General features: G+C 63.4%; 18 protein-coding genes and 1 riboswitch. Of the genes, 2 read left to right on the top strand and 16 right to left on the bottom strand.

The genetic code is table 11. The features are described 5' to 3' along the window. Positions 1-5: 5 nt before the first annotated feature. Positions 6-2,225: a prolyl oligopeptidase family serine peptidase gene (locus VGE08_RS12135; RefSeq protein WP_331068152.1), complete on the bottom strand. Its 2,220-nt coding sequence runs from the start codon at positions 2,223-2,225 to the stop codon at positions 6-8. A 190-nt stretch (positions 2,226-2,415) separates the two neighbouring features. On the opposite strand from VGE08_RS12135, the gene VGE08_RS12130 reads away from it, so the two are divergent. Continuing rightward, the gene (locus VGE08_RS12130; protein ID WP_331068151.1) at positions 2,416-4,668 is read left to right on the top strand and encodes a S9 family peptidase; all 2,253 of its coding nucleotides are present in this window, start codon (positions 2,416-2,418) and stop codon (positions 4,666-4,668) included. A gap of 9 nt (positions 4,669-4,677) precedes the next feature. Here VGE08_RS12130 and VGE08_RS12125 read toward each other — a convergent pair whose 3' ends face one another. The 5 genes from VGE08_RS12125 to VGE08_RS12105 all read right to left on the bottom strand — a co-directional run bounded on the left by VGE08_RS12125 (position 4,678) and on the right by VGE08_RS12105 (position 10,181). Then, on the bottom strand, positions 4,678-5,067 hold the full coding sequence (locus VGE08_RS12125; protein WP_331068150.1) for a (deoxy)nucleoside triphosphate pyrophosphohydrolase: 390 nt from the start codon (positions 5,065-5,067) through the stop codon (positions 4,678-4,680). Positions 5,068-5,221: 154 nt separating this feature from the next. After that, positions 5,222-5,683, bottom strand: a complete 462-nt coding sequence (locus VGE08_RS12120; RefSeq protein ID WP_331068149.1) for a hypothetical protein — start codon at positions 5,681-5,683, stop codon at positions 5,222-5,224. A gap of 45 nt (positions 5,684-5,728) precedes the next feature. After that, the gene (locus VGE08_RS12115; RefSeq protein WP_331068148.1) at positions 5,729-6,172 is read right to left on the bottom strand and encodes a DUF1801 domain-containing protein; all 444 of its coding nucleotides are present in this window, start codon (positions 6,170-6,172) and stop codon (positions 5,729-5,731) included. Between the two features lie 113 nt (positions 6,173-6,285). Then, complete coding sequence (gene secA, locus VGE08_RS12110) at positions 6,286-9,027, bottom strand: preprotein translocase subunit SecA (RefSeq protein WP_331068147.1); 2,742 nt, start codon at positions 9,025-9,027, stop codon at positions 6,286-6,288. A gap of 236 nt (positions 9,028-9,263) precedes the next feature. Continuing rightward, positions 9,264-10,181, bottom strand: a complete 918-nt coding sequence (locus tag VGE08_RS12105; RefSeq protein ID WP_331068146.1) for a M23 family metallopeptidase — start codon at positions 10,179-10,181, stop codon at positions 9,264-9,266. A 195-nt stretch (positions 10,182-10,376) separates the two neighbouring features. Next, positions 10,377-10,481: riboswitch (cyclic di-GMP riboswitch) on the bottom strand. A gap of 67 nt (positions 10,482-10,548) precedes the next feature. On the opposite strand from VGE08_RS12105, the gene VGE08_RS12100 reads away from it, so the two are divergent. After that, entirely contained in the window at positions 10,549-10,851 is a 303-nt protein-coding gene (locus VGE08_RS12100) for a DciA family protein (protein WP_331068145.1), read from the top strand. Positions 10,852-10,978: 127 nt separating this feature from the next. Here VGE08_RS12100 and lpxC read toward each other — a convergent pair whose 3' ends face one another. From lpxC to murD, 10 genes are all read right to left on the bottom strand, one after another. Then, positions 10,979-11,896, bottom strand: coding sequence for a UDP-3-O-acyl-N-acetylglucosamine deacetylase (lpxC, locus tag VGE08_RS12095; protein ID WP_331068144.1), 918 nt, complete (start codon positions 11,894-11,896; stop codon positions 10,979-10,981). 362 nt (positions 11,897-12,258) lie between these two features. Then, positions 12,259-13,440 carry a cell division protein FtsZ gene (ftsZ, locus tag VGE08_RS12090; protein WP_331068143.1) on the bottom strand — a complete coding sequence of 394 codons (1,182 nt, stop codon included), beginning with the start codon at positions 13,438-13,440 and terminating at the stop codon, positions 12,259-12,261. Between the two features lie 202 nt (positions 13,441-13,642). Beyond that, on the bottom strand, positions 13,643-14,878 hold the full coding sequence (ftsA, locus tag VGE08_RS12085; protein ID WP_331068142.1) for a cell division protein FtsA: 1,236 nt from the start codon (positions 14,876-14,878) through the stop codon (positions 13,643-13,645). Further along, positions 14,871-15,692, bottom strand: coding sequence for a cell division protein FtsQ/DivIB (locus VGE08_RS12080; RefSeq protein WP_331068141.1), 822 nt, complete (start codon positions 15,690-15,692; stop codon positions 14,871-14,873). The genes ftsA and VGE08_RS12080 overlap by 8 nt, the downstream gene beginning before the upstream one ends. Next, the gene (locus VGE08_RS12075; RefSeq protein ID WP_331068140.1) at positions 15,689-16,669 is read right to left on the bottom strand and encodes a D-alanine--D-alanine ligase; all 981 of its coding nucleotides are present in this window, start codon (positions 16,667-16,669) and stop codon (positions 15,689-15,691) included. Before VGE08_RS12075 ends, VGE08_RS12080 begins: the two co-directional genes overlap by 4 nt. Then, positions 16,662-17,564: a UDP-N-acetylmuramate dehydrogenase gene (murB, locus tag VGE08_RS12070; RefSeq protein ID WP_331068139.1), complete on the bottom strand. Its 903-nt coding sequence runs from the start codon at positions 17,562-17,564 to the stop codon at positions 16,662-16,664. Before murB ends, VGE08_RS12075 begins: the two co-directional genes overlap by 8 nt. Continuing rightward, on the bottom strand, positions 17,561-19,018 hold the full coding sequence (murC, locus tag VGE08_RS12065) for a UDP-N-acetylmuramate--L-alanine ligase (RefSeq protein ID WP_414717479.1): 1,458 nt from the start codon (positions 19,016-19,018) through the stop codon (positions 17,561-17,563). Before murC ends, murB begins: the two co-directional genes overlap by 4 nt. After that, complete coding sequence (murG, locus tag VGE08_RS12060) at positions 18,985-20,100, bottom strand: undecaprenyldiphospho-muramoylpentapeptide beta-N-acetylglucosaminyltransferase (RefSeq protein ID WP_331068137.1); 1,116 nt, start codon at positions 20,098-20,100, stop codon at positions 18,985-18,987. Before murG ends, murC begins: the two co-directional genes overlap by 34 nt. Further along, a complete protein-coding gene (gene ftsW, locus VGE08_RS12055; RefSeq protein WP_331068136.1) occupies positions 20,097-21,320 on the bottom strand; it encodes a putative lipid II flippase FtsW in 1,224 nt (407 codons plus the stop codon). The genes murG and ftsW overlap by 4 nt, the downstream gene beginning before the upstream one ends. Continuing rightward, positions 21,317-22,696: a UDP-N-acetylmuramoyl-L-alanine--D-glutamate ligase gene (gene murD / locus VGE08_RS12050; protein ID WP_331068135.1), complete on the bottom strand. Its 1,380-nt coding sequence runs from the start codon at positions 22,694-22,696 to the stop codon at positions 21,317-21,319. Before murD ends, ftsW begins: the two co-directional genes overlap by 4 nt. Positions 22,697-22,698 lie beyond the last annotated feature (2 nt).

Here is a 22,698-nt window from a genome sequence, read left to right as displayed (position 1 = left end):
GGGCGTCAGCCTGCGTTGGAATGCCGTGAAGCAGGCTCGGCCTGCTCCAGCGGCTCCATGCGCAATGACTTGACGAGGAACGCCCACTGGTCGGCGTAATCCTCGATCTGCATCCACACTGGCTTGCCCGCTCCGTGGCCGGCGCGCGTTTCGACCCGGAGCATCACTGGATTGGGACAGCTCTGCGCCGCCTGTAGTGCGGCGGCAAACTTATAGCTGTGCCAGGGCACGACGCGATCGTCGCGCTCGGCCGTTGTCACCAGCGTCGGCGGATAACAAACTTCACGCACGTTATGCACCGGCGAGTACGCCAGCAGCGCCTTGAACTCCGCTTCGTTCTCGCTCAGCCCGTAGTCGCTGGACCACTGGCGCGCGTTGGCGCTGGGAGTGTGATAGCGAAGCATGTCCAGCACGCCCACGGCTGGCAGCGCGGCGCCGAATAAATCCGGACGCTGCGTCAGCACTGCGCCAACCAGCAAGCCACCATTGCTCCGCCCGCGAATCGCGATCCTGGCCGGCGAGGTGTACTGCTCGGCCACCAGGTACTCGGCAGCGGCGATGAAGTCATCGAACACGTTCTGCTTGCGCAGCTTGGTGCCCGCCTCGTGCCAGGCTTCGCCATACTCCGAACCGCCGCGCAGATTCGCCACCGCGTACACGCCGCCCATTTCCAGCCACACCAATACCGGCACACTGAACGCAGGCTGCTGCGGAATGCTGAAGCCACCGTAACCGTACAGCTGCACCGGATTCTGTCCGTTGAGGGTCAGGCCCTTCTTGTGCGCGATGAACATCGGCACGCGCGTGCCATCCTTACTGTTGTAGAACACCTGCTTGACCACGAACTGGCTGGTGTCTGCGGCGAGCTTGGGCGCGCGGAACACTTCGGTCTCACCGGTTGCGAGATCCAGGCGAGACACCATCATCGGCGTCAGGAAATCGGTGTACGCGAAGAAAGTCTCGGTGTCCCTCACATCGCCATAGAAACCCTGGGCGCTGCCGAGGCCGGGCAACTTCACGTCGTACTGGGCCTTGCCGTCCAGATCGAACACGCGCACCAGCGAATGGGCATCCTGCAAGTAGCGTACGATGATTCTGCCGCCGGCGATGGACACGTCATGGGCCGCAAACTGGCTCTCCGGCACGATCACGCGGCTGTTCTTCACCGCTTCCGGCGAGCCCACGGGAATCGCTACGACTCGAGTGTTCGGCGCATCCCTGGTGCTGGCGATGTAGAAAACATCGTCGATCTCGCCGATGAACAGATAGTTCGCATCGAAGTCATCGAGCAGGCGCACGGTCTCGCCTTCCGGCGTGCCGTCAGCGCGAATCTTGCGATAGTAGATGCCGGTGGATTGCGAGCCGTCGTACAGCCAGAAAATCAGGTAGCGGCCATCGTCCGAAATCTGCACATACGGATTGCGGGTGGGATGATCGGTGACCTCGAAAATCAACGGATCGCCGGCCACGTCGCTGCCGAGCTTGTGCCAGTAGATTTCGCGCTGCTTGGTATCGTCACCTTGGCCATCGCTCGTCACCGGAAAGCGCGCGTAGTAGACGGACTTGGAATCGGCAGTCCACGCGACGGGAACGAACTTCACGAAGCGCAACACGTCCGGCAGATCCTTGCCGGTCGCAACATCGCGAAAGTGCCAGGTGCGCCAGTCGGTGCCGCCATCGGACAGGCTGTACGCAACGAGGCGGCCATCGGGGCTCGGCACGTACTCGCCCAGCGCCACGGTCGCGTCCTTGCTGAACTGATTGGGATCGAGCAGCACTCGCGGCTCGCCGTGCAGCCCCTCGCTGATGTACAGCACGCTCTGGTTCTGTAGCCCATCGTTACGCAAATAGAAATATCGATTGCCGCGCTTCAAGGGGAGGTCGTAGCGCTCGTAGTTCCACAGCTGCGTCATGCGCTGCTTGATGCGCTCCCGCGCTGGAATCGCTTCGAGATAGGGCTGGGCCAGCGCGTTCTGCGCCTGTATCCAATGCTTGGTCTCGAGGCTGTCCGGAGTCTCCAGCCAGCGATACGGGTCGGCGATGCGCGTGCCGTGATACGTATCGAAATGCTCGATACGCTGCGTAGCCGGGTACTGAAAGGCCGGCGTCGCGCTCGCCTTCGGTGACGAGCCCGCGCTCACGGAATTGACTTGCCTGGCCGGCTCGACGCCACATGCGCTCAGCAGCAGCAAGGCCGGCAACATCAGCAGGATCTTCCTCTTCATGCCTCTCTCTCGATGACGGTCGGGTAGGGTTCTGGATGCTTTCGCCGCCACTGCCTCCCACAGCGTCGCGCACGATGCGCCGCTAGTGTAACTTCGCCATTCCATTCCCGGCGCAACTCTCATGCGGTATACAACGACCCTGATCGCGCTCATTGCGACCACCCTGCCCCCTTGCTCGATAGGCCAGCCCGTGTCCGCCGAACCCCTGACTGTCGCCCGCATTTTTGCAGACCCCGATCTCTCCGGCCCGCGCTTGCGCGAACCGAAGTTCTCGCCGGACGGCCGCTACGTGACCTATCTGCAGGGCAAGCGGGACAACAAGGATCAGCTCGACCTGTGGGCCTTCGACACCCGCAGCGGCTCGGCCCGGATGCTGGTCGATTCGCGCCAGCTGGTCGGAGATGACGAGAAGTTGTCGGCCGAAGAGGAAGCCAGGCGAGAACGGCAGCGCACGGCTTCGCTGCGCGGCATCGTCGAGTACCAGTTCTCGAGCGACGGCAAGCGTCTGCTCATTCCGCTCGGCGGCGATTTGTATCTGTACGACCTGGGCGCGAAAGCCGCACCGGCAACGCGGCTCACCCACAGCGAATCGTATGAAACCGACGCCAAATTCTCGCCCGGCGGCCGCTACGTCAGCTTCATTCGCGATCAGAATCTGTTCGTGATCGATTTGCGCGCACGCCAGGAGCGCGCCATCACGACGGACGGCGGCGGGCTGGTGCAGAACGGCGTCGCCGAATTCGTCGCGCAGGAGGAAATGGGCCGCGACACCGGGTACTGGTGGTCGCCGGACGATTCGCATATCGCATTCACCCGCATCGACGATTCACCGGTGCAGGAAGTCGAGCGCTTCGAGATCAATGCCGACGGCGCCCGTATGTTTCGTCAGCGTTACCCGGCCGCGGGCACGGCCAATACCCAGGTCGAGCTGAAGACGGTCGCGCTGGCAACGTCCAAGGTCACCGACCTCGACATCGGCATTGGCGATGGCTATCTCGCGCGCGTCAAATGGTTCCCCGATTCCAAGTCACTGGCCATCCAGCGTCAGACACGCGACCAGAAAAAACTCGAGCTGGTGAAGCTGGACGTGGCAAGCGGCCGCGCTCGCGTCCTGCTGACGGAAACCAGTCCGCATTGGATCGAGCTGAACGATGATTTCAAGTTCTTGAGCTCCAGGCCGCAGTTCATCTGGAGCTCGCGCCGCAGCGGTTACAAACATTTGTACCTGTACGACCTGGACGGCAAGCTGCTGAAGCCGTTGACCGCGGGCGAATGGATGGTGGTTGGCGACGGCTCCGAGAACGGCCTGGTCGGTATCGATGAAGCCGCGGGCCGCGTGTACTTCCTGGCTTCGAAGGAGTCGCCGCTGGAGCGGCATCTGTATTGGGTTTCGCTCGATGCAAGAGATCCTTCGAGCAAGGTCACGCGGGTGTCGCGCGAGGCTGGCTGGCACGATGCGAAGTTATTGCCGGGCGCGCGTGGCTATCTCGATGTGCATTCGTCACCGGAGCAGCCGCCGTCGGCGAGTCTGCGCAAACTCGATGGGTCGCTCCAGCATTGGCTGCTCAAAAATCCGCTGGATGCGACGCATCCGTATCATCCCTATGCCTCCAATCATGTCGCCGAGGAATATGGCTCGGTGGCGGCCAGCGACGGGCAACAGCTCTATTATCGGCTGCTCAAGCCGGCCAATCTCCAGCCGGGCAAGCGTTATCCCGCGGTCATCGACGTGTATGGCGGGCCGCATTTTCAGTACGTTCGCAAAGACTGGATGGGCGGCGCGCGGGCCGCGCAAGGTTTGTTCCGGCAGGTGCTGGCGCAGAATGGTTTCGTCGTGCTGACGCTGGACAATCGCGGCTCGGGCTTTCGAGGCAACGCATTCGAGACTGCGATCGCCGGACGCACCGGCAAGGTCGAAATCGAAGATCAGCTGCGAGGCGTGGAATATTTGCAGTCGCTGCCGTTCGTCGCCGGCGATCGCATCGGCATCATGGGCTGGAGCTACGGCGGATACATGTCGCTCATGGCGCTGACTACCACGAAGGCATTTCGCGCCGGCGTTGCAGGCGCGCCTGTCACGGACTGGGCGCTGTATGACACACACTATACCGAACGTTATCTCGGCACGCCGCAGTCGAATCCCGAGGGTTATCGCAGCAGCGCGGTCATTCCTTACGCCGATTCATTGCACGGCTCGTTGCTGCTCGTGCACGGCATGGCCGATGACAATGTGCTGTTCACTCACAGCACCTTGCTGATGCAGAAGCTGCAGTCGCTCGCCAAGCAGTTCGATCTGATGACCTATCCCGGCGGCAAGCACGGGCTGGTGCGCATGCCACAGCAGGGTCGCCACTACTACGAGATGGTGTTGCGGTTCTTCCAGCGGGAGTTGGGCGCCGAAACGCACACGTCCAGCACCGCGCCTCCGGTCAGCAGCCGCTGACCTTTGCCGTCAGCGCCGCGCGGCGCGCAGCGCCGGAATCATCGGGCGATCGGCTTCCAGCAAGCCGACCGTCTCGAGGTCGTCGATCGTGACCCATTGCAATGGTTGGCCTTCGACGGACGTCGCTTCGCCGCTGTACAGCGAGACCAGCCACAGGTCGAGCAGCACGCGGCGATCGGTGTAGCCATGCTCGTATGCAATCAGCGGCGTGGCATCGAGCACTTCGATGCCCAGCTCTTCCCGCAGCTCGCGCTTCAAGCCGGCGAGCGGCTGCTCATCGGTTTCCAGCTTGCCTCCCGGGAATTCCCAGCCACCGGCCATGTGCTTGCCTGGCGGGCGCTGCGCAATCAGGACACGCCCTTGATGATCGAACAGGGCGCCAGCGACGACGTGAATCATAGGTTGTTATCTGGCCCGTGCGCGGAGCAAGCGCACGGACCAAAATCTAACCACAGACGCGGCGCCGATCAATCTCGAAATTTATCGGTCACGATAGCGAGCGCCCCAACGCCGTCAGCTCGGAAGCCCGCGCCTCGGTCCGGCCGGAACTGATTCACGCTCTACGAGCACGGTCGACGCGCACGATGAGGTCGTCGACGATGGGGTTCTTGGTAGAGAAGGAGAAAGACGTTTTGCGCGCCGGAGTAAAAGTCACCTCGGTGCCGAACTTGCCGGGAGTCACCAGGCGCAGGGTGACGCGTGGAGGGTTGATATGCGTCGTGGCGCTGACGTTCATGATGTTCTTCAGCGGCACCCGTTCCTGCTCGTCGCCCTTGCGGATGAGCAGATAATCGCCGCCATCGTGCACTTCGTCGACCAGGTCCCAGAGCACCTGTCTCATGATCACGAAGCCGATCAGGCCGACCAAGATCGGCATGACCAGAAACATCCATTGGCCTTTCTGAACCAGCCCGTCGCGCAGCGCCATCACCGAGACGAAGCCGGCAAAGCCGAACCACAGGAGCGGGAACAGCCTTTTGTAGAACACGGTGGCGCCGGATGAGATCTTCTTCATTGGTCGATGTCACTCCCTCGTGTTCCCGTGGAAAGCCTCGAGGCTTCACAGGCGCGCCTTGATATCGGCGTACGCGTGCGCGATCAGTTGAGCAAGCGCGGCTTCGTTCGACAAGCGATCCGGTTGCACTTTCACGTGCCGCATGCGTTTGCCGCTGCCTTGCAGCAGCCCGGCAGGATCTTGCAGCGAGGCGCCCTGAAAGAAACCGACGTTGACATGACTCTTGAACGAGTTGACGTACCCGAACGGCGCATCTTCCACGCACGCCACCGGGCACCCGTCGTGCATCAACTCCAGAACATCGTCCCCGCATGCGCGCATCCGCTCGAACCACCGCCGGGCAAGGGACCGCAGCTCGCTCGGCTCGCCGGCCAGCCATGCATCCACCGCCGGATCCCGGGCAACACCTCCCGAAACCCGAAAGATCTCCTCCCCGCCGCCCAATCCGCGCAGGTCCAATGGAATGCGACGGGATCGACGTGAGGTCATCGCGTTCCCCTCGCCTCCGCTGATTGGAGGCGATGCTTGCCGTTACAGCTGTTGCCCGATGCTCACAGTGCCGACGCGGTCACCGGGCACGGATGCTCATTCGAATCGGCTGCTCACCCCTGGCCGGCCAGTGCGCCGTGGCAGTGCTTGAACTTCTTGCCTGAGCCGCACGGGCAGGGTTCGTTGCGGCCGACCTTCTTGGTATCGCGAACGAACTGCGAGACTGGTTCGGGGACGGCCATCGGTGGCTGCTCTGAACCGGGTTGCGCGGGCGCGGGGGCAGTAAGCTGCTCGGGAGCGGCGTGCTGGAATTGCATGGCGCGAGCGAGGCGCGCCTGGCGTTCTTCCTCTTCGCGATCGATGTCGGCCTGCGTGCGCAGTTGCATGCGCGAGAGCATCGAAACGGTGTCGTGCTTGATACGATCGAGCATGGTGGTGAATAGCTCGAAGGCCTCGCGCTTGTATTCCTGTTTCGGATTCTTCTGCGCGTAGCTGCGCAGGTGGATGCCCTGGCGCAGGTAGTCCATGGCGGCCAGATGCTCGCGCCAGTGCTGGTCCAACTGCTGCAGCATGACCGCCTTTTCGATGTGACGCACGACCGGTGCGCCATACATCTCGACCTTGGCCTCGTACGCCTGGTCGATGGCTTCGAGGATGCGCTTGCGCAAGCCCTGCTCGGCGAGCTCCTTGTCGGCCTCCAGCCAGCCCTTGGGATCGATCTCGACGGCGAAGTCCTTCTCGATGGCCTGTTTCAGGCCGTCCACGTCCCACAGATCTTCCGGGCTGTTCGGCGGCACGAAGCGATCGATGATCGCATTGACCACTTCGTGGCGAATGCCGGCGATGGCGTCGCCCACTTCCTCGGCGGCCATCAGCTCCGTGCGCTGCGCGTAGATGACCTTGCGCTGATCGTTGGCAACGTCGTCGTATTCGAGCAGGTTCTTGCGAGCGTCGAAGTTGTGCGCTTCCACCTTGCGCTGGGCGCGCTCGATCTGTTTCGAGAGCATGCGGCTCTCGATCACTTCGCCTTCCTTCATGCCGGCGGTCTGCAGCCAGCGTTTGACGCGCTCGGGGTCGCCGAAGATGCGCATCAAGTTGTCTTCCAGGGACAGATAGAAACGGCTCGAGCCCGCGTCGCCCTGACGGCCCGAACGGCCGCGCAGCTGGTTGTCGATACGGCGTGACTCGTGACGCTCCGTGCCGATGATGTGCAAGCCGCCGGCGGCGAGCACCGCGTCGTGACGCGCCTGCCACTCTTCGCGCACGCGAGCCTTGGTCGCTTCATCGACCTCGCCCATGCCCTGCAATTCAACTTCCAGATTGCCGCCGAGCACGATGTCGGTTCCGCGGCCGGCCATGTTGGTGGCGATGGTCACGGCGCCGGGCCGGCCGGCCTGCGCCACGATCATGGCCTCGCGCTCGTGCTGCTTGGCGTTCAGCACCTGGTGCGGAATCTGTTCTTTTTCGAGCAGCTTGGACAGCAGCTCGGACGTTTCGATGGACGTGGTGCCGACCAGCGTCGGCTGGCCGCGCGCCACGCAATCGCGAATGTCCTCGATGATGGCCTCGAACTTGTCCTTCTGCGTGAGATACACGAAGTCGGGATGATCCTTGCGCACCATCGGCCGGTTGGTGGGAATGACCACCACTTCCAGGCCATAGATGGACTGGAACTCGAACGCTTCGGTATCGGCCGTGCCGGTCATGCCGGACAGCTTCGAATACATGCGGAAGTAGTTCTGGAAGGTGATGGACGCGACGGTCTGGTTCTCTTCGCGAACCCGCACGCGCTCCTTGGCTTCGATGGCCTGGTGCAGGCCGTCGGACCAGCGGCGGCCCGGCATGGTGCGGCCGGTGAACTCGTCGACGATGATCACTTCGCCGTTGCGAACGATGTATTCGACATCGCGGTGATACAACGCATGCGCGCGCAGCGCCGCGTTCAAGTGATGCATGATGCGAATGTTGGCCGCGTCGTACAGGCTCTCGCCCGGCTGCAGCAGGCCGGCCTCGGCGATCAGCTGCTCGGCATGCTCGTGGCCGGCGTCGGAGAGATGCACCTGGCGGGTCTTCTCGTCGGCCCAGTAGTCGCCCTCGCCCTCTTCGCTTTCCTGCCGTTTCAAGCGCGGTGCCAGCTCGTTGATCTTGATGTAGAGCTCGGTGCTCTCTTCGGCCGGTCCGGAAATGATCAGCGGCGTGCGCGCCTCGTCGATCAGGATCGAGTCCACTTCGTCGACGATGGCGAACGCGAGGCCGCGCTGCACGCGGTCCTCGAGGCGGAACGCGAGATTGTCGCGCAGGTAGTCGAAGCCGAATTCGTTGTTGGTGCCGTAGGTGATGTCGCAGGCGTAGGCGGCGCGCTTTTCTTCCGAGCTCTGGCCGCTCTTGATCACGCCGACCGTGAGGCCGAGGAAGCGATACACCCGGCCCATCCAGTCCGCGTCGCGCTGGGCCAGATATTCGTTGACGGTGACCACGTGCACGCCCTTGCCGGGCAGCGCGTTCAGGTAAGCAGCCAGGGTCGCGACCAGCGTCTTGCCTTCGCCAGTGCGCATTTCGGCGATCTTGCCCTGATGCAGGGTGATGCCGCCCATGATCTGTACGTCGAAGTGGCGCATGCCGAGCACACGGCGTGCGGCCTCACGGGTAGCGGCGAAAGCCTGGGGTGCGATGTCGTCCAGCGTCTTGCCCTGCTCGAGCAACTGGCGAAACTCCGCCGTCTTGCCCCGTAATTGCTCGTCGGTCAGCGCCTTGAAGGAATCCTCCAGGGCGTTGGTCTTGTCGACGATCCGGGAATAACTGTGCAAAAGCCGCTGATTGCGACTGCCGAACAGCTGGGTCAGCCAATTCGCCACGCTGAAAACTCCGGGGATGCGGCCATCAGGGGCCCGCAAATGCCTGTTGGGAAAAGCCCGTTATTGTACACGCGCGCCCGGGGACTCTAATTAAGGTCTCGCCATGAACGCCGGGGCCGCGGAAGGTTGGGGGCGGCCGGTAGAAAAACAAGCGGTTGGCGGTTAGCGGTTAGTGGCTAGTGCCGGAGAGGCGCGCCTCTGACCAACCACTAACCGCTAACCGCCAACCCACTGGACTAGCGGCGGACGAACGTCATCGGATCCACGGCACGGCCCTGCTTGAGCACCTCGAAATGCAGGTGCGGGCCGGTGGAGCGGCCGGTCGAGCCCATCAGAGCGATCGCCTGGCCTTTCTGCACGGTCTCGCCGACCTGCACCAGCGCCTTCTGGTTGTGCGCATAGCGGGTGACATAGCCATTCCCATGGTTGATCTCCACCGTCCGGCCATAGCCGAAACGATCCTTGGAATAGGTGACCACGCCGGCGGCCACCGCCACCACCTGCGAACCGGCCGGGCCGGCGAAGTCGATGCCGCGGTGGTAGGCGTTACGGCCGGTGAACGGATCGGCGCGATAGCCGAAGTGCGAGGAGATCCAGCCCTTGAGCACCGGCCGGCCGTCCGGCACGACCTGGCGGCTGAGATTGCGGGTCGAAATCATGCTCTCCAGCACGCTCAGCTGGCGCTCGCGATCGCGGATCTGGTGGGTCAGGTCATCGAGCATGGCGGTCAGGTCGGGAGCGGCGACGGTGGCGCCTTCCACCAGCCCTTCGGGACCGCCGACCGCGGGCTCGCTATCGAAATTGAATTCGCCCTTGTCCAGGTTGGCCATCTCGGTGAGCCGGCGGCCCAGGGCATCGAGCCGGATCACGTGCGCGTTCATCTGGCCGACGCGGCTGGTCAGCGCGTCCAGGCGCTCCTGCAGATCGCGCCGGGCATTGGCGACTTCGATGCGCTGCTGTTCGAGCTTGCCGCCCCACTCCGTGATCTGCGTTGCCGGGTTGATCAGACCGCTGCGGCCCAGCTGAATTCCGGCAAACAGCACGCCGGCCAGCACGGTCACCACCGTTGCAATCGTCACCGTCATCGCCAACGGACGGCCAAGCTCGAACTGCCGAGCCTTGCCGAAGCGTCTGGAAAACACGATGACGTTCATTGGATCACTTTCCTTCTCGCTTTCGCGCCCTAAGAGCCGACCTGGATCGGCGACGCGACAATACGTTCACACCTGCCTTGAAGCCGAGCACCGGACGCAGCAGGGTTCGCCGCGACCAGGCAACGACCGATGGCCACGGTCTATGGCTCGAGCAGAACTGCGGTGGACGTAGAACCGAATATTCGTGTTGTACATCCTGGCAACCCCGCTATCGTGGCGCGGCCCGCTTCATTGCGTGCCAGCTGCCGTAGACCGGTGGCTTTGCGTCCCCGCCTTTCGACGGGTTTGCCTTTGACAGTGGTCGGAATATGCATAACGGAACGTACAAAGATCAAGCGCCTGGAGCGCAGATCGCGGCATTCAGGATATGACTGACCGTTTCAAGCCGCTGGGCGAGACGGTTGGCCCGTTATTCGCGCAGCTCGAACAGCGGGTGGCGGCCCATGCCGAGCTGACTGAACGGGTTCGTTCAGCGCTCTGCGGGCCGGAAAAAGATCATGTCGTGTCAGCGAGTTGCCGCGGCGACACGTTGGTGGTGCTAGCCGATTCGGCGGCCTGGTGCCCGCAGATTCGTTATGCCCGGGGGCGGTTGTTGGAACTGTTAAGTGGCGCGGGTGAGAAGAAGGTCACGAAATTGAAAGTTCGTGTCGGGCGGCGGGTCGGGGCTTGAAAACAAGAGATGCGCCCGTGGTTTGCGCCGGCTGACTGGGGGCAGACCCCCAGCCAGCCGGTGCCGAAGCGTGCGCGGCAGCTTTAGGGTTCGAAGAAGAAGACAGGGAAAAGAAAGAGAAATAGGGCTACGCGCCAACCATCGCCGCGGCCGGGACATACGAGATCGGGCTGTCGCGCACATCGTCGAACGTCACGGGTTCCCAGGCGTTGGGCGTGTTGATCAGCTTGCGCACCAGCTGGTTGTTGAGGGCGTGGCCGGATTTGTGGCCGCTGAATTCGCCGATCAGGCTCTTGCCCAGCAGGTACAGATCGCCGATGGCGTCGAGGATCTTGTGCTTCACGAACTCGTCTTCGTAGCGCAGGCCGTCTTCGTTCAGCACGCGGTATTCATCGAGCACGATGGCGTTGTCCATGGTGCCGCCCAGCGCCAGGTTCTTGGAGCGCATGTATTCCAGGTCTCGCATGAACCCGAAGGTGCGCGCGCGGCTGATCTCTTTCAGATACGACGTCGTGGAGAAATCCATCGAAGCGGTCTGCGAGCGCTTCTTGAAGACCGGATGGTTGAACTCGATCTCCATGTTCACTTTGAAGCCGTTGTACGGCTCGAAACGCGCCCATTTGTCGCCATCGCGAACTTCCAGCGGCGCCAGAATGCGCACGAAACGTTTCGGCGCGGGCTGTTCTTCGATGCCGGCGGATTGCAGCAGGAATACGAACGGGCCGGCGCTGCCGTCCATGATGGGCACCTCCTCGGCGGACAGATCCACATAGGCATTGTCCAGCCCGAGGCCGGCGAATGCCGACAGCAGATGTTCGACCGTCGAAACCCGCACATCGCCGTTGAACAGCGAGGTGCCGAGCATGGTGTCGCCGACGTTTTCGGCATACGCACGCACGTCGACCGGCTGATCCAGGTCGGTACGACGGAACACGACGCCGGTGTCCACCGGCGCCGGGCGCAGCACCATCAGCACCTTTTTCCCGGAGTGGAGGCCGACGCCGGTCGCGCGGATGGTGTTCTTGAGGGTACGTTGTCGCAGCATTAGGGGTTTCCAGGCGGCGCAGACCCTAACACTGCCAGCAAGTCAACGGCAAGCCTCTGACTTGCCGTTACTTTTGCTGACATCAATAAAGGACTTACCGCGCCACTGCCGTCAGCGCCTCCTGCGCTCCAGCATCGGGCGTCCTGCCCGGCACGATGAATCGACTTGCCAGCGTACAGCGAAGTTCCAGGGGCACCATGCATGTTCCCTATGTAACCCATAGAGACCCCCGAGCCGAGCCGCGGCCCGCAACGCTGTTCGCTGTCGCGCGACGCTCATCGAGCCCGGGCCCTTGCCCGAGCCATGCAACGGGCGTCGCATGGCAGAGGCTGATACGTCGCGGTTCATCGATCGGTTCCCCGTCAATCCGCCTGCCGGCGCAGGAACGCTGGAATATCCAGCATCGACGTGTCTTCGGCCGTCAGGCCGTCGCCCACTGCACGGCGAGCCGAGCCCGCATGCGGATCGCGCTGGTTGCGGATGTAGGTCGGCACATGCAGGTCGTCCAGCGTCGGCACGCGGCCACGGCCGCCGGCGATGGCGGTCATGCGGCGACTATCCTGCTGCGGCTGCTGCATATGAACGCCAGGGCGGCCGATGCCGGTGGCGACCACGGTGACGCGGATTTCTTCGCGCATTTCCGGATCGATCACGCAGCCCACGACCACGTTGGCATCCTCGGAGGCGTACTGCTTCACGGTGTCGCCGACGATGCTGAACTCGCTGGTGCGCAGGTCCATGCCGGCGGTGACGTTGATGAGCAGGCCATGAGCACCCTGCAAATTCACATCTTCCAGCAGCGGGCTGGACACTGCGGCTTCGGCAGCTTCACGCGCACGGTTCTCGCCGCGAGCAATGCCGGTGCCCATCATCGCCATGCCGGTCTCGGCCATGACGGTGCGCACGTCGGCGAAGTCCACGTTGATCATGCCGGGACGCGTGATCAGCTCGGCGATGCCCTGCACCGCGCCTTGCAGCACCTGGTTGGCCGCCTTGAACGCATCGAGCAGCGTGACATCGCCACCCAGCACGGTCAGCAGCTTCTGGTTCGGAATGGTGATGAGCGAGTCGACATGCTTGCTCAGCTCGGCAATGCCGCGCTCGGCGGAGCCGTGGCGCTTGCTGCCTTCCATGTCGAACGGACGCGTCACGACCGCCACCGTCAGGATGCCCAGCTCCTTGGCGACCTGCGCCACCACCGGAGCCGCGCCCGTGCCGGTGCCGCCGCCCATGCCGGCGGTGATGAACAGCATGTCCGAGCCTTCGATCATCTCGATGATGCGATCGCGATCTTCCATCGCCGCCTGCCGGCCCACTTCCGGATCGGCGCCCGCGCCCAGGCCCTTGGTGATGTTGCAGCCGATCTGCAGACCGACTTTCACCTTGGAATGTTTCAACGCCTGCGCGTCGGTATTGATGCAAATGAAATCCACGCCTTCGATGCCGGCCTGGATCATGTGAGCGACCGCGTTACCGCCGCCGCCGCCGACGCCGATCACTTTGATGACCGCGCCCTGGTTTTCTGTATCAGCAAGTACAAACATCGTTAGTCCCCTCAATGTCAGCGAGAAAGAGTCCAACCACTTCACTGCCCGCCGCGATCGCGATTCAGAGGTTCGCGACCGCACCGGTCCTTCCCAGCGGCAAGCGGTTGGCGGTTGGCGGTTGGTGAAGAGACGCGGCGCATACCGATACGCGATCTTTTCTTCACTAACCGCCAACCGCTAACCGCCTACCGCTTCTTCATCAGAAATTTCCTTGAAACCAAGCCTTCATACGATCCAAGGTGCTGCGCACGTTGCCACTCAGCGGCAACTCGCGGCGCCCTCGCAAATAATTCTCCCGGCCGTACAGCAGCAGGCCGACGCCGGTGGAATGGATCGGATTGCTCACCACATCCACCAGACCGGTGATGTATTGCGGAATCCCCATGCGCACCGGCATGTGAAACACTTCTTCGGCGAGCTCGACCGCGCCTTCCATCTTCGCGCTGCCGCCGGTGAGCACGACGCCCGCGGCGATCACTTCCTCGAAGCCGGAACGGCGCAGCTCTTCGCGCACCAGAGCAAACAATTCTTCGTAGCGAGGCTCGACCACTTCGGCGAGCGTCTGTCTCGCCAGCCGCCGCGGCGGACGGTCGCCAACGCTCGGCACCTCGATGGTCTCGTCCGAGTTCGCCAGCTGCGACAACGCGCAGGCGAACTTCATCTTGATCTCCTCGGCGTGATGCGTCGGCGTGCGCAAGCTGACCGCGATGTCGTTGGTCACTTGATCGCCCGCGATCGGTATCACGGCGGTGTGACGAATCGCGCCGCCCGAGAACACCGCGAGATCGGTCGTGCCGCCCCCGATATCCACCAGGCAAACGCCAAGTTCCTTTTCGTCGTCGGCCAGCACCGAGTACGCCGAAGCCAGCTGCTCCAGCACGATGTCTTCGACAGACAGTCCACAGCGCTGCACGCACTTCACGATGTTCTGTGCGGCGCTCTCAGCGCCGGTCACGATGTGAACCTTCGCTTCCAGACGCACGCCCGACATGCCGATGGGCTCGCGAATGCCTTCCTGACTGTCGATCAAGAACTCCTGCGGCAGGATGTGCAGGATCTTCTGGTCGGCCGGGATGGCGACGGCGCGCGCCGCGTCGATCACGCGATCAACGTCCTCGGAGGTCACTTCTTTATTGCGGATCGCGACGATGCCGTGCGAGTTCAGGCTGCGCACGTGGCTGCCGGCGATGCCGGCATACACCGAGTGAATCTCGCAGCCCGCCATCAGCTCGGCTTCCTCCACCGCGCGTTGAATGGACTGCACCGTCGATTCGATGTTGACGACGACGCCACGTTTGAGCCCACGCGAAGGATGCGAGCCCAAGCCCACGACCTCGATGCGGCCCTCGTGGTTCACCTCGCCAACGATGGCCACCACCTTGGAGGTGCCTATATCGAGGCCGACGATCAAATTACGGTCATTCTTCCTAGCCATCGGCACGAGTTTCCTCGGCGTCGCGAGCGACGCGGGTAGGGACGTTCCAGCCAACCGAAAAGCCGTTGCTGTAACGTAGATCTACATAACTGACTTCAGCTGCGCGGGCCGCCACCACGGGGCTCGCGACAGCAATGAATCTCTCCAACCGGGCTGGCACATCCTGACGGCCCAGACGCACAGTGACTCCGTTACTCAGCGTCAACTCCCACGCACCACGAGCATCGAGCTCGACCTTGCTCAGACGCATACCCACACCCAGCAGGCGCGGATACGTTTCCAAGTACAGCTTCGCGACCTGAGCTTCCGTGCCCGACGGGCCCACCAGCTGCGGCAGCTCCTGCGGAATGTGTCGAGCGTTTTTCAAGAACAGCTCACCGCGCGTATTCATCAACCCGGAATCGCCCCAACGAGCCGCGGCCACGTGTTCGGTGATGAACACGCGCACGCTGTTCGGCCACTTGCGTTCGACGCGAGCGCGATCCACCCAGGGAATGGTTTCGAGCGCGGCACGCAGCGCATCTAGATCGATGGAGAGGAAACCGGCGCCTCGAAACGGCGCCACCACTTCTTCTATCTGCAAGACCGCGACGCGCTGAAATTGCCCGCCCACTTCCACCTTGCCAATCGGCCGATCGAACGAGACCACCAGGCCCCACACCATCACGCCGACGCCCACCAGCAGCGCGAACACGCCCAGCAACGAGCGCAAGCCACCATCGGTCAACCATGTGACCAACGGCTGCAGCCGCCCGGCGAGGTCGAAACCCTCGCCCGCGGTCTTGCGACGATTGCGTTTACGCGTGCCCATCATGAGCGCCGTGATCCTCCAGCATCGCGCGGCAAGCTGGTTTCCAACACTCGCCACACCAGTTCATCGAACTCGATCCCGAACACCTTCGCGGCCTTCGGCACCAGCGAATGACTGGTCATGCCCGGCGCGGTATTCACTTCCAGCAAATAATTCTTACCGTTGCGGTCACGCATGACGTCGACGCGACCCCAGCCGTAGCAGCCGGCCGTGCGGAATGCTTCGAGAGCCAGCGCCCGAATCTCCTGCTCGGCGGCGCCTTCCAGGCCCGGACAGATGTATTGCGTGTCTTCCGCTTTGTACTTGGCGTGATAGTCGTAGTACTCGCCGGCCGGCACGATGCGAATGCTCGGCAGCGCCACGTCGCCCAACACGGCCACTGTCAGCTCCGTGCCTTCGATGAGTTGCTCCATCAGCATCTCGCCCTGATAGCGCGCCGCCAAAGCGACCGCCTTGGGCAGATCGCTTTCCTTGAACACGCGAGTGACGCCGACGCTCGATCCTTCGCAAGCAGGCTTCACGATGACGGGCAAACCCAGATCGCGCGCCGCTTTCTCCACGTCGCTGTTGCGAGACAGGTGCGCATAACGCGGCGTCGGCAGACCAAGCGCCAGCCACACTTGTTTGGTGCGAATCTTGTCCATCGACAACGCCGAGCCCAGCACGTCGGAGCCGGTGTACGGAACGCCGAATGCCTCCAGCAAGCCTTGCAGGACACCGTCTTCGCCGCCGCCGGCGTGGCCGTGAAGGATGTTGAACACGCGAGTGCAGCGCTTGTTCACCAACTCATCGATCAGCGCCGGGATACCGTCGACCTTGTAAGCATCGACGCCCTGGCGCTCGAGCGCGTCGAGACAATTGCTGCCGCTATCCAGCGACACCTCGCGCTCCGACGACGTGCCGCCCATCAGCACCGCCACTCGACCGAAGTCGCGCGCATTGGTCACACGCTTCGGTTCAAGTTTGTATGTTTCAGCCATGACTCACCTCGCCCACGATGCGCACCTCTGTGTTGAGTCGCACACCATGGTTTTGTTCCACCGTCTGCTGCACGTGACGGATCAACTTTTCGATGTCCGCAGCGCTCGCCGTGCCGTCGTTGACGATGAAGTTCGCGTGCATCTCCGAGACGCGCGCGCCACCGATGCGAAAGCCTTTCAAGCCACACGCCTCGATCAATCGAGCCGCGTGATTGCCCGGCGGATTGGTGAACACCGAGCCGCACGACCACTCCTGGATCGGTTGCGTCGCCTTGCGTCTAGCCAGCAGCGCGCGGATGTCGTCGTTACTCACACCGGGCCGCAGCTCGAAACGCAGCAGCGCACCCAGAAACCATTCGTCCTTCGGACCGTCGACGTGGCGATAGCCCACGTGGTAGTCGGATGCCGGGAGCTCGTGACGCACACCGTTGCGATCGATCGTCGCCACCGACACCACGTGCCGCCATGTTTCGCCACCGAATGCGCCGGCATTCATCGCCAACGCACCGCCGAGCGTGCCGGGAATACCGGCAAAGAACTCCGCCGGGCCCAGGCCCCACTTGATGCATTGCTTGGCCAACTTCGCGCAGGCGACACCGCTGCCGCACCAGACTTCGTTGTCGCTGCGTCGCTCGAGCTCATCGAAGATGCCATGCGTCTCGATGACCGCGCCGCGAATGCCGCCATCGCGAACCAGCAAGTTGCTGCCCAAGCCGATCCACATCACCGGCGTGCCGGGCTCCAGGCTTTGCAGGAATGTGGACACATCCGTTGCATCGAGCGGCGAAAAGAACAAATCCGCCGGCCCGCCCACGTGCCACGACGTGTGCCTGGACATCGGCTCGTTGCGCTTCACGCGCGCTGCGAAATCCGGCGGCAACGACAACGCGTTCACGGTTGCCTCCGCTCGGCCGACAAAGTGGTCAGCGCATTCGCCAGTTCCGGTGCGAGGCTGCCGATGCTGCCCGCACCCATCGTCACAATCACGTCGCCATCGCGCGCGATCTGGATCAGCGCGCGCGGCAACTCGTCGATCTTCTCGACGAACACGGGTTCGACACGGCCATGCGAACGCACGGCACGGCAGATCGCCTTGCCATCAGCGCCCGCGATCGGCGTTTCGCCAGCCGCATAGACTTCAGTCACGATGAGCGCGTCGGCGTTGGCTGACAGCACGCGTGCGAAGTCATCGAGCAGGTCGCGAGTTCGCGAATAGCGATGCGGCTGGAACGCCAGCAGGATGCGACGATTCGGCCAACCCTGACGAATGGCTTCAAGCGTCGCCGCCAGCTCGGTCGGATGATGACCGTAGTCATCGATGAGAGTGACCTTGCCCACCGACGTCTGCACGTCACCGTACTGTTGCAAGCGGCGGTCGACGCCATGGAAGGAAGCGAGCGCGGCCTGAATCGCCGTGTCCTCGACTTCCAGTTCCTGGGCGACGGCAATCGCCGCCAGCGAGTTGAGCACGTTGTGCGTGCCGGGCAGGTTCAGCTGCACCGACAACGGCCGGGCACCTTTGCGCTGCACGTCGAAGCGCGTCTGCACGCCCTGCCGCACGATGTTCACTGCACGCAGGTCCGCGTCGGCGTCCTCGATACCATACGTTACGAAGGGCCGGTTGATCCGCGGCAGCAAGCTCTTCGCGACCGGATCGTCCGCGCACACGACCGCGAGGCCGTAGAACGGCAGGTTGTGCAGGAAGTCGATGAAGCTCTGCTTCAGTCGCTCGAAGTCGCCCTCGTGCGTGGCCAGATGATCGTTGTCGACGTTGGTGACGATGGAGATCATCGGCTGCAAGTGCAGGAACGATGCATCGCTCTCGTCTGCTTCGGCCACCAGATATTTGCCGGTACCCAGGCGAGCGTTGCTGTCGGCGCTCTTCACGCGGCCGCCGATCACGAACGTCGGATCGAGCCCGCCTTCGGCAAGAATCGACGCGACCATGCTGGTCGTCGTGGTCTTGCCGTGCGTACCTGCCACGGCAATGGCGTAACGGAAACGCATCAGCTCGCCGAGCATCACCGCACGCTGCACGATGGGCAGGCGACGCGCTTTCGCTTCGACCACTTCAGGATTGTCAGCCTGCACGGCCGTGGACACGACCAGCACATCGGCCTTGCCGACGTTCTCGGCTGCATGGCCGATCATGATGCGTGCGCCCAGCCTGGCCAGCCGCTGCGTCACGCCATTGGGCTTCAGGTCGCTGCCCTGCACGTGATAGCCGAGATTCAGCAGCACTTCGGCGATGCCGCCCATGCCGCTGCCGCCGATGCCGACGAAGTGGATGCAATGGATGCGGCGCATGCGGTCTGTCAGCATGCGACACCTCCCGCAGCAGCTACACATGCATCGGCGAGACGCACGTCCGCGTCGGTGATCGCAACCGAGCGGGCGCGCATCGCCATCGCCTTCAGTTGCTCCCGTCCACCGCTCAGCAATTTCTTCAATTCCTGCGCGAGCAGTTCCGGCGTGAGATCGCGCTCGGCGATCGAAATGCCGGCCTGCGCATCAACCAGGAACTTCGCATTCAGTGTTTGATGATCGTCCACGGCCGCGGCGAACGGCACGAAGATGGCCGGCAAGCCGGCAGCCGCCAACTCGGACACGGTCATCGCGCCGGACCGGCACACCACCACGTCGGCCCAGCCATACGCTTCAGCCATATCGCTGATGAAGGCGCGGATGTCGGCTTTCACGCCGTGCTTTTCATAGGTTTCGCGCACCATCGCAAGGTGTCGCTCGCCGGCTTGATGAATCACTACAGGCCGAGATGCGGCGTCAATGATTGCCAGCGCCGCCGGAACCGTTGCGTTGAGCTTCATCGCGCCCTGGCTGCCACCGATGATCAGCAAACGAATCGGACCCTGGCGATCGGCGAAGCGCTGCTCGGGCGGCGCGAGCGCGGCAATCTCGCGTCGCACTGGATTGCCAACCTGTTCGGCGTGAACTGCCGAAGGGAAGCTCTTCGGGAAAGCTTCCAGCACGCGACGCGCGAGCTTCGCCAGCAAGCGATTGGTCATACCCGCGACTGCGTTCTGCTCATGGATGATCAGCGGCCGACGCGTGAGCCACGCAGCTACGCCGCCCGGACCTGCGACGAAACCACCGCAACCGAGCACGACGGCGGGGTTGCGCCGACGCATCACCTGCAAGCTTTGCCAGATCGACTGCACGATTTTGAAGGGAGCGAGCAACAGCGTGGCCGCGCCTTTACCGCGCAGGCCGCTCATCGAGATCCACTCGATCTCGATCTGCGCCGGCGGCACGAGCTTCGCTTCGAGGCCCTTGCGCGTGCCGAGCCACACCGGCTCGAACCCGCGTTCGCGCAACACGCGAGCAGCCGCGAGCGCCGGAAACACATGCCCGCCGGTTCCGCCGGCCATGATCAGCACGGTCCTTTTCAATCGGCGTGTCATCGGGCGCGTCATTCGTCACTCTCCTCTGGTTCGCGACGAGGAGAACGACGCGGCCCCGCGGGGGCACGCGACACGGCGAGCCGGCCCGAGGTGCTCGCTTCGTGATGAATGCGCATCAGCAAACCCAGCCAGCCGAGCGTCACCATGATGCTCGAGCCGCCATACGACATGAGCGGCAGGGTCAGACCCTTGGTGGGCAGAATGCCCATGTTCACGCCGATGTTGATGAAGGTCTGCAACGCCAGCCAGATGCCGAACGCCGCCGCGCAGTACGCCTGGAACGCCAGGCCCGCTTCGGCCGCGAGCCGCGATATATAAAAGGAGCGCCACACCAGCAGCACGAACAGCGCCAGCGTCACGATCACACCGGCCAGGCCCAGCTCTTCGGCCAGCACCGCGAACACGAAGTCGGTGTGCGCTTCGGGCAGGTAGAACAGTTTCTGCACGCTGGAGCCCAGGCCGACGCCGAACAGCTCGCCGCGACCAATGGCAATCAGCGATTGAGTGAGCTGGAAGCCGGAGTTGAACGGATCGGCCCACGGGTCCAGGAACGCAGTCAGGCGCTTCAATCGATATGCCGAAGTCACCGCGATCACTGCCATGCCTGCCGCGGCAATGGCCACGAGCGCCAGGAAATGACGCAGCTTCACGCCGGCCAGGAACAGCACACCCAACCCGGTGGCCATGAGCACCGTAGCCGCGCCGAAATCGGGTTCCAGCAGCAGCAGCGCCGCCGCGCCCATCAGCACGCCCAGCGGCTTGAGGAAACCTTTCAACTCTTCCTTCAGCTCCGCCTGCCGCCGCACCACGTAGCTCGACAGATAGACGAGCAACAGCACGCGCGCCATTTCGGAAGCCTGGAAGTTCATCACGCCGGCGCGCAGCCAGCGGCGGCTGCCATTCACTTCGTGGCCGATGCCGGGAATCAGCACGAGCAGCAACAGCATGAATGCGACCAACAGCAGCGGCATGGCCAGCCGTTCCCAGACAGTGGTCGGGATGGTCATCATGATGACGGCGCCGAGCACGCCGAACGCGACACCGAACAGCTGACGGGACAGGAAGTACAAGGGCTCCTGCACCTGGCGATCGGCAATGCTGATGGACGCGGACGTCATCATGACCAGGCCCAGCAGCAGGATGCCGCCCACGGCCATCATCAAGACCATGTCGAACGCAAAGCGCCGCGGCCGGCCGTTGGATCTTGCGAAGGCGAGCGTTGCTGCGTTCATGACTGCAGCCCCTTCACGGCCGCGGCGAAGACATCGCCGCGGTGTCCGTAGTCGCGAAACATATCCAGGCTCGCACAAGCTGGCGACAACAGAACCGTCTCGCCCGGGCGCGCGGCATTCGCAGCCAGTTGCACTGCCTCGCTCATATCTTTGGCGAACTGAGTCGTCGAGACGCCCTGCAGTGCTGCATCGATCTGCCGAGCGTCCTGGCCAATCAGCACGACATGCCGCACCTTGCCTCGGAATGCCTGCGCCAGCGGCGTGAAATCCTGACCCTTGCCCTGACCGCCAGCGATCAGCACCAGCGAACCCGGCATGCCGGCGACGGCGGCGAGCGTCGCGCCAATGTTGGTACCCTTCGAGTCGTCGACGAAGCGCACGTCATTGATGTCGGCGACCCACTGCGAACGATGCGGCAGTCCTCCGAACTCGCGTAGCGCCTGCAAACAAGCCGGCCGCGACAAGTTCAACGCCTCGCACATGGCGAGCGATGCCATCGCGTTCGCAGCGTTGTGCAACCCGCTGATCTTCAGCTCCGACATCGCAACCAAGCGCTCACGGCCCCGCATGAGGATCACGTCAGCGCCCTGAACGTCAACGTAGTAGTCCGCCGCCGGATCGGCATGCAGGCTGAAGCCAAGCACGCGCGACGACTGATACCGCATGGCGCGCACAGCGGCATCATCCAAGTTCACGATGGCCGCCTCGGCGCGCTGGAAGATGCGCTCTTTCGCCGCCGCGTATTCCTGCAGCGTCCCGTAGCGATCCATATGATCCGGCGTCACATTGAGGACGGCAGCAGCCGCCGCGCGCAGCGACAACGTCGTCTCCAACTGAAAGCTCGACAGCTCCAGCACATATAGCTCGGGCACCGCGTCATCGAGCAGTTCCAGCCCCGGCCGACCGAGATTCCCGCCTGCGATGGCACGGCGGCCGGCAGCATTCGCCATCAAGCCGACCAGCGTCGTAACCGTGCTCTTGCCATTCGTACCTGTAATCGCTGCGATGGGGGCCTTCGCCTCGCGCACGAACAACTCGATGTCGCCGACGATGGGAATGCCGCGCTCCGCGGCTGCCACCAGGAACGGTTCCTTCAGCGACACGCCTGGCGAGGCGACGATCTGCGATGCGCCCTCCAGCAACGATTCATCGAAGCCACCGAAGCGCACGTCGATATTCGGTGCGAGCTCTTGGAGCGCCGCCGTCTCCGGAGGCGCGGCCCGGCTGTCGGTCACCGCGAAGCTCGCGCCACGCGATTGCAAATAACGCGCGCACGACAATCCCGTCCGCCCCAGGCCGACGACGATCGCCCGCCCGCCCGCCGCTTGTGGCGGCAGACGCGGATCAAGGCGAGTGGCGGGATCGTGCGGCGTCATGA

This window comes from Steroidobacter sp., from assembly GCF_036406195.1.
In the GTDB taxonomy this organism is placed as follows: Bacteria; Pseudomonadota; Gammaproteobacteria; order Steroidobacterales; family Steroidobacteraceae; genus Steroidobacter.
This window is presented reverse-complemented; position numbering and strand designations above follow the sequence as displayed.

Excerpts from the sequence above, each read along its gene's own strand:
- VGE08_RS12120 (WP_331068149.1), bottom strand. The coding sequence starts at position 5,683 with ATGAAGAAGATCTCATCCGGCGCCACCGTGTTCTACAAAAGGCTGTTC.
- murD (WP_331068135.1), bottom strand. The coding sequence starts at position 22,696 with ATGACGCCGCACGATCCCGCCACTCGCCTTGATCCGCGTCTGCCGCCA.
- lpxC (WP_331068144.1), bottom strand. The coding sequence starts at position 11,896 with ATGCTGCGACAACGTACCCTCAAGAACACCATCCGCGCGACCGGCGTC.
- VGE08_RS12115 (WP_331068148.1), bottom strand. The coding sequence starts at position 6,172 with ATGACCTCACGTCGATCCCGTCGCATTCCATTGGACCTGCGCGGATTG.
- VGE08_RS12105 (WP_331068146.1), bottom strand. The coding sequence starts at position 10,181 with ATGAACGTCATCGTGTTTTCCAGACGCTTCGGCAAGGCTCGGCAGTTC.
- murC (WP_414717479.1), bottom strand. The coding sequence starts at position 19,018 with ATGTGTAGCTGCTGCGGGAGGTGTCGCATGCTGACAGACCGCATGCGC.
- VGE08_RS12080 (WP_331068141.1), bottom strand. The coding sequence starts at position 15,692 with ATGATGGGCACGCGTAAACGCAATCGTCGCAAGACCGCGGGCGAGGGT.
- VGE08_RS12135 (WP_331068152.1), bottom strand. The coding sequence starts at position 2,225 with ATGAAGAGGAAGATCCTGCTGATGTTGCCGGCCTTGCTGCTGCTGAGC.
- VGE08_RS12100 (WP_331068145.1), top strand. The coding sequence starts at position 10,549 with ATGACTGACCGTTTCAAGCCGCTGGGCGAGACGGTTGGCCCGTTATTC.
- VGE08_RS12125 (WP_331068150.1), bottom strand. The coding sequence starts at position 5,067 with ATGATTCACGTCGTCGCTGGCGCCCTGTTCGATCATCAAGGGCGTGTC.
- ftsA (WP_331068142.1), bottom strand. The coding sequence starts at position 14,878 with ATGGCTAGGAAGAATGACCGTAATTTGATCGTCGGCCTCGATATAGGC.
- ftsW (WP_331068136.1), bottom strand. The coding sequence starts at position 21,320 with ATGAACGCAGCAACGCTCGCCTTCGCAAGATCCAACGGCCGGCCGCGG.
- murG (WP_331068137.1), bottom strand. The coding sequence starts at position 20,100 with ATGACGCGCCCGATGACACGCCGATTGAAAAGGACCGTGCTGATCATG.
- VGE08_RS12075 (WP_331068140.1), bottom strand. The coding sequence starts at position 16,669 with ATGGCTGAAACATACAAACTTGAACCGAAGCGTGTGACCAATGCGCGC.
- ftsZ (WP_331068143.1), bottom strand. The coding sequence starts at position 13,440 with ATGTTTGTACTTGCTGATACAGAAAACCAGGGCGCGGTCATCAAAGTG.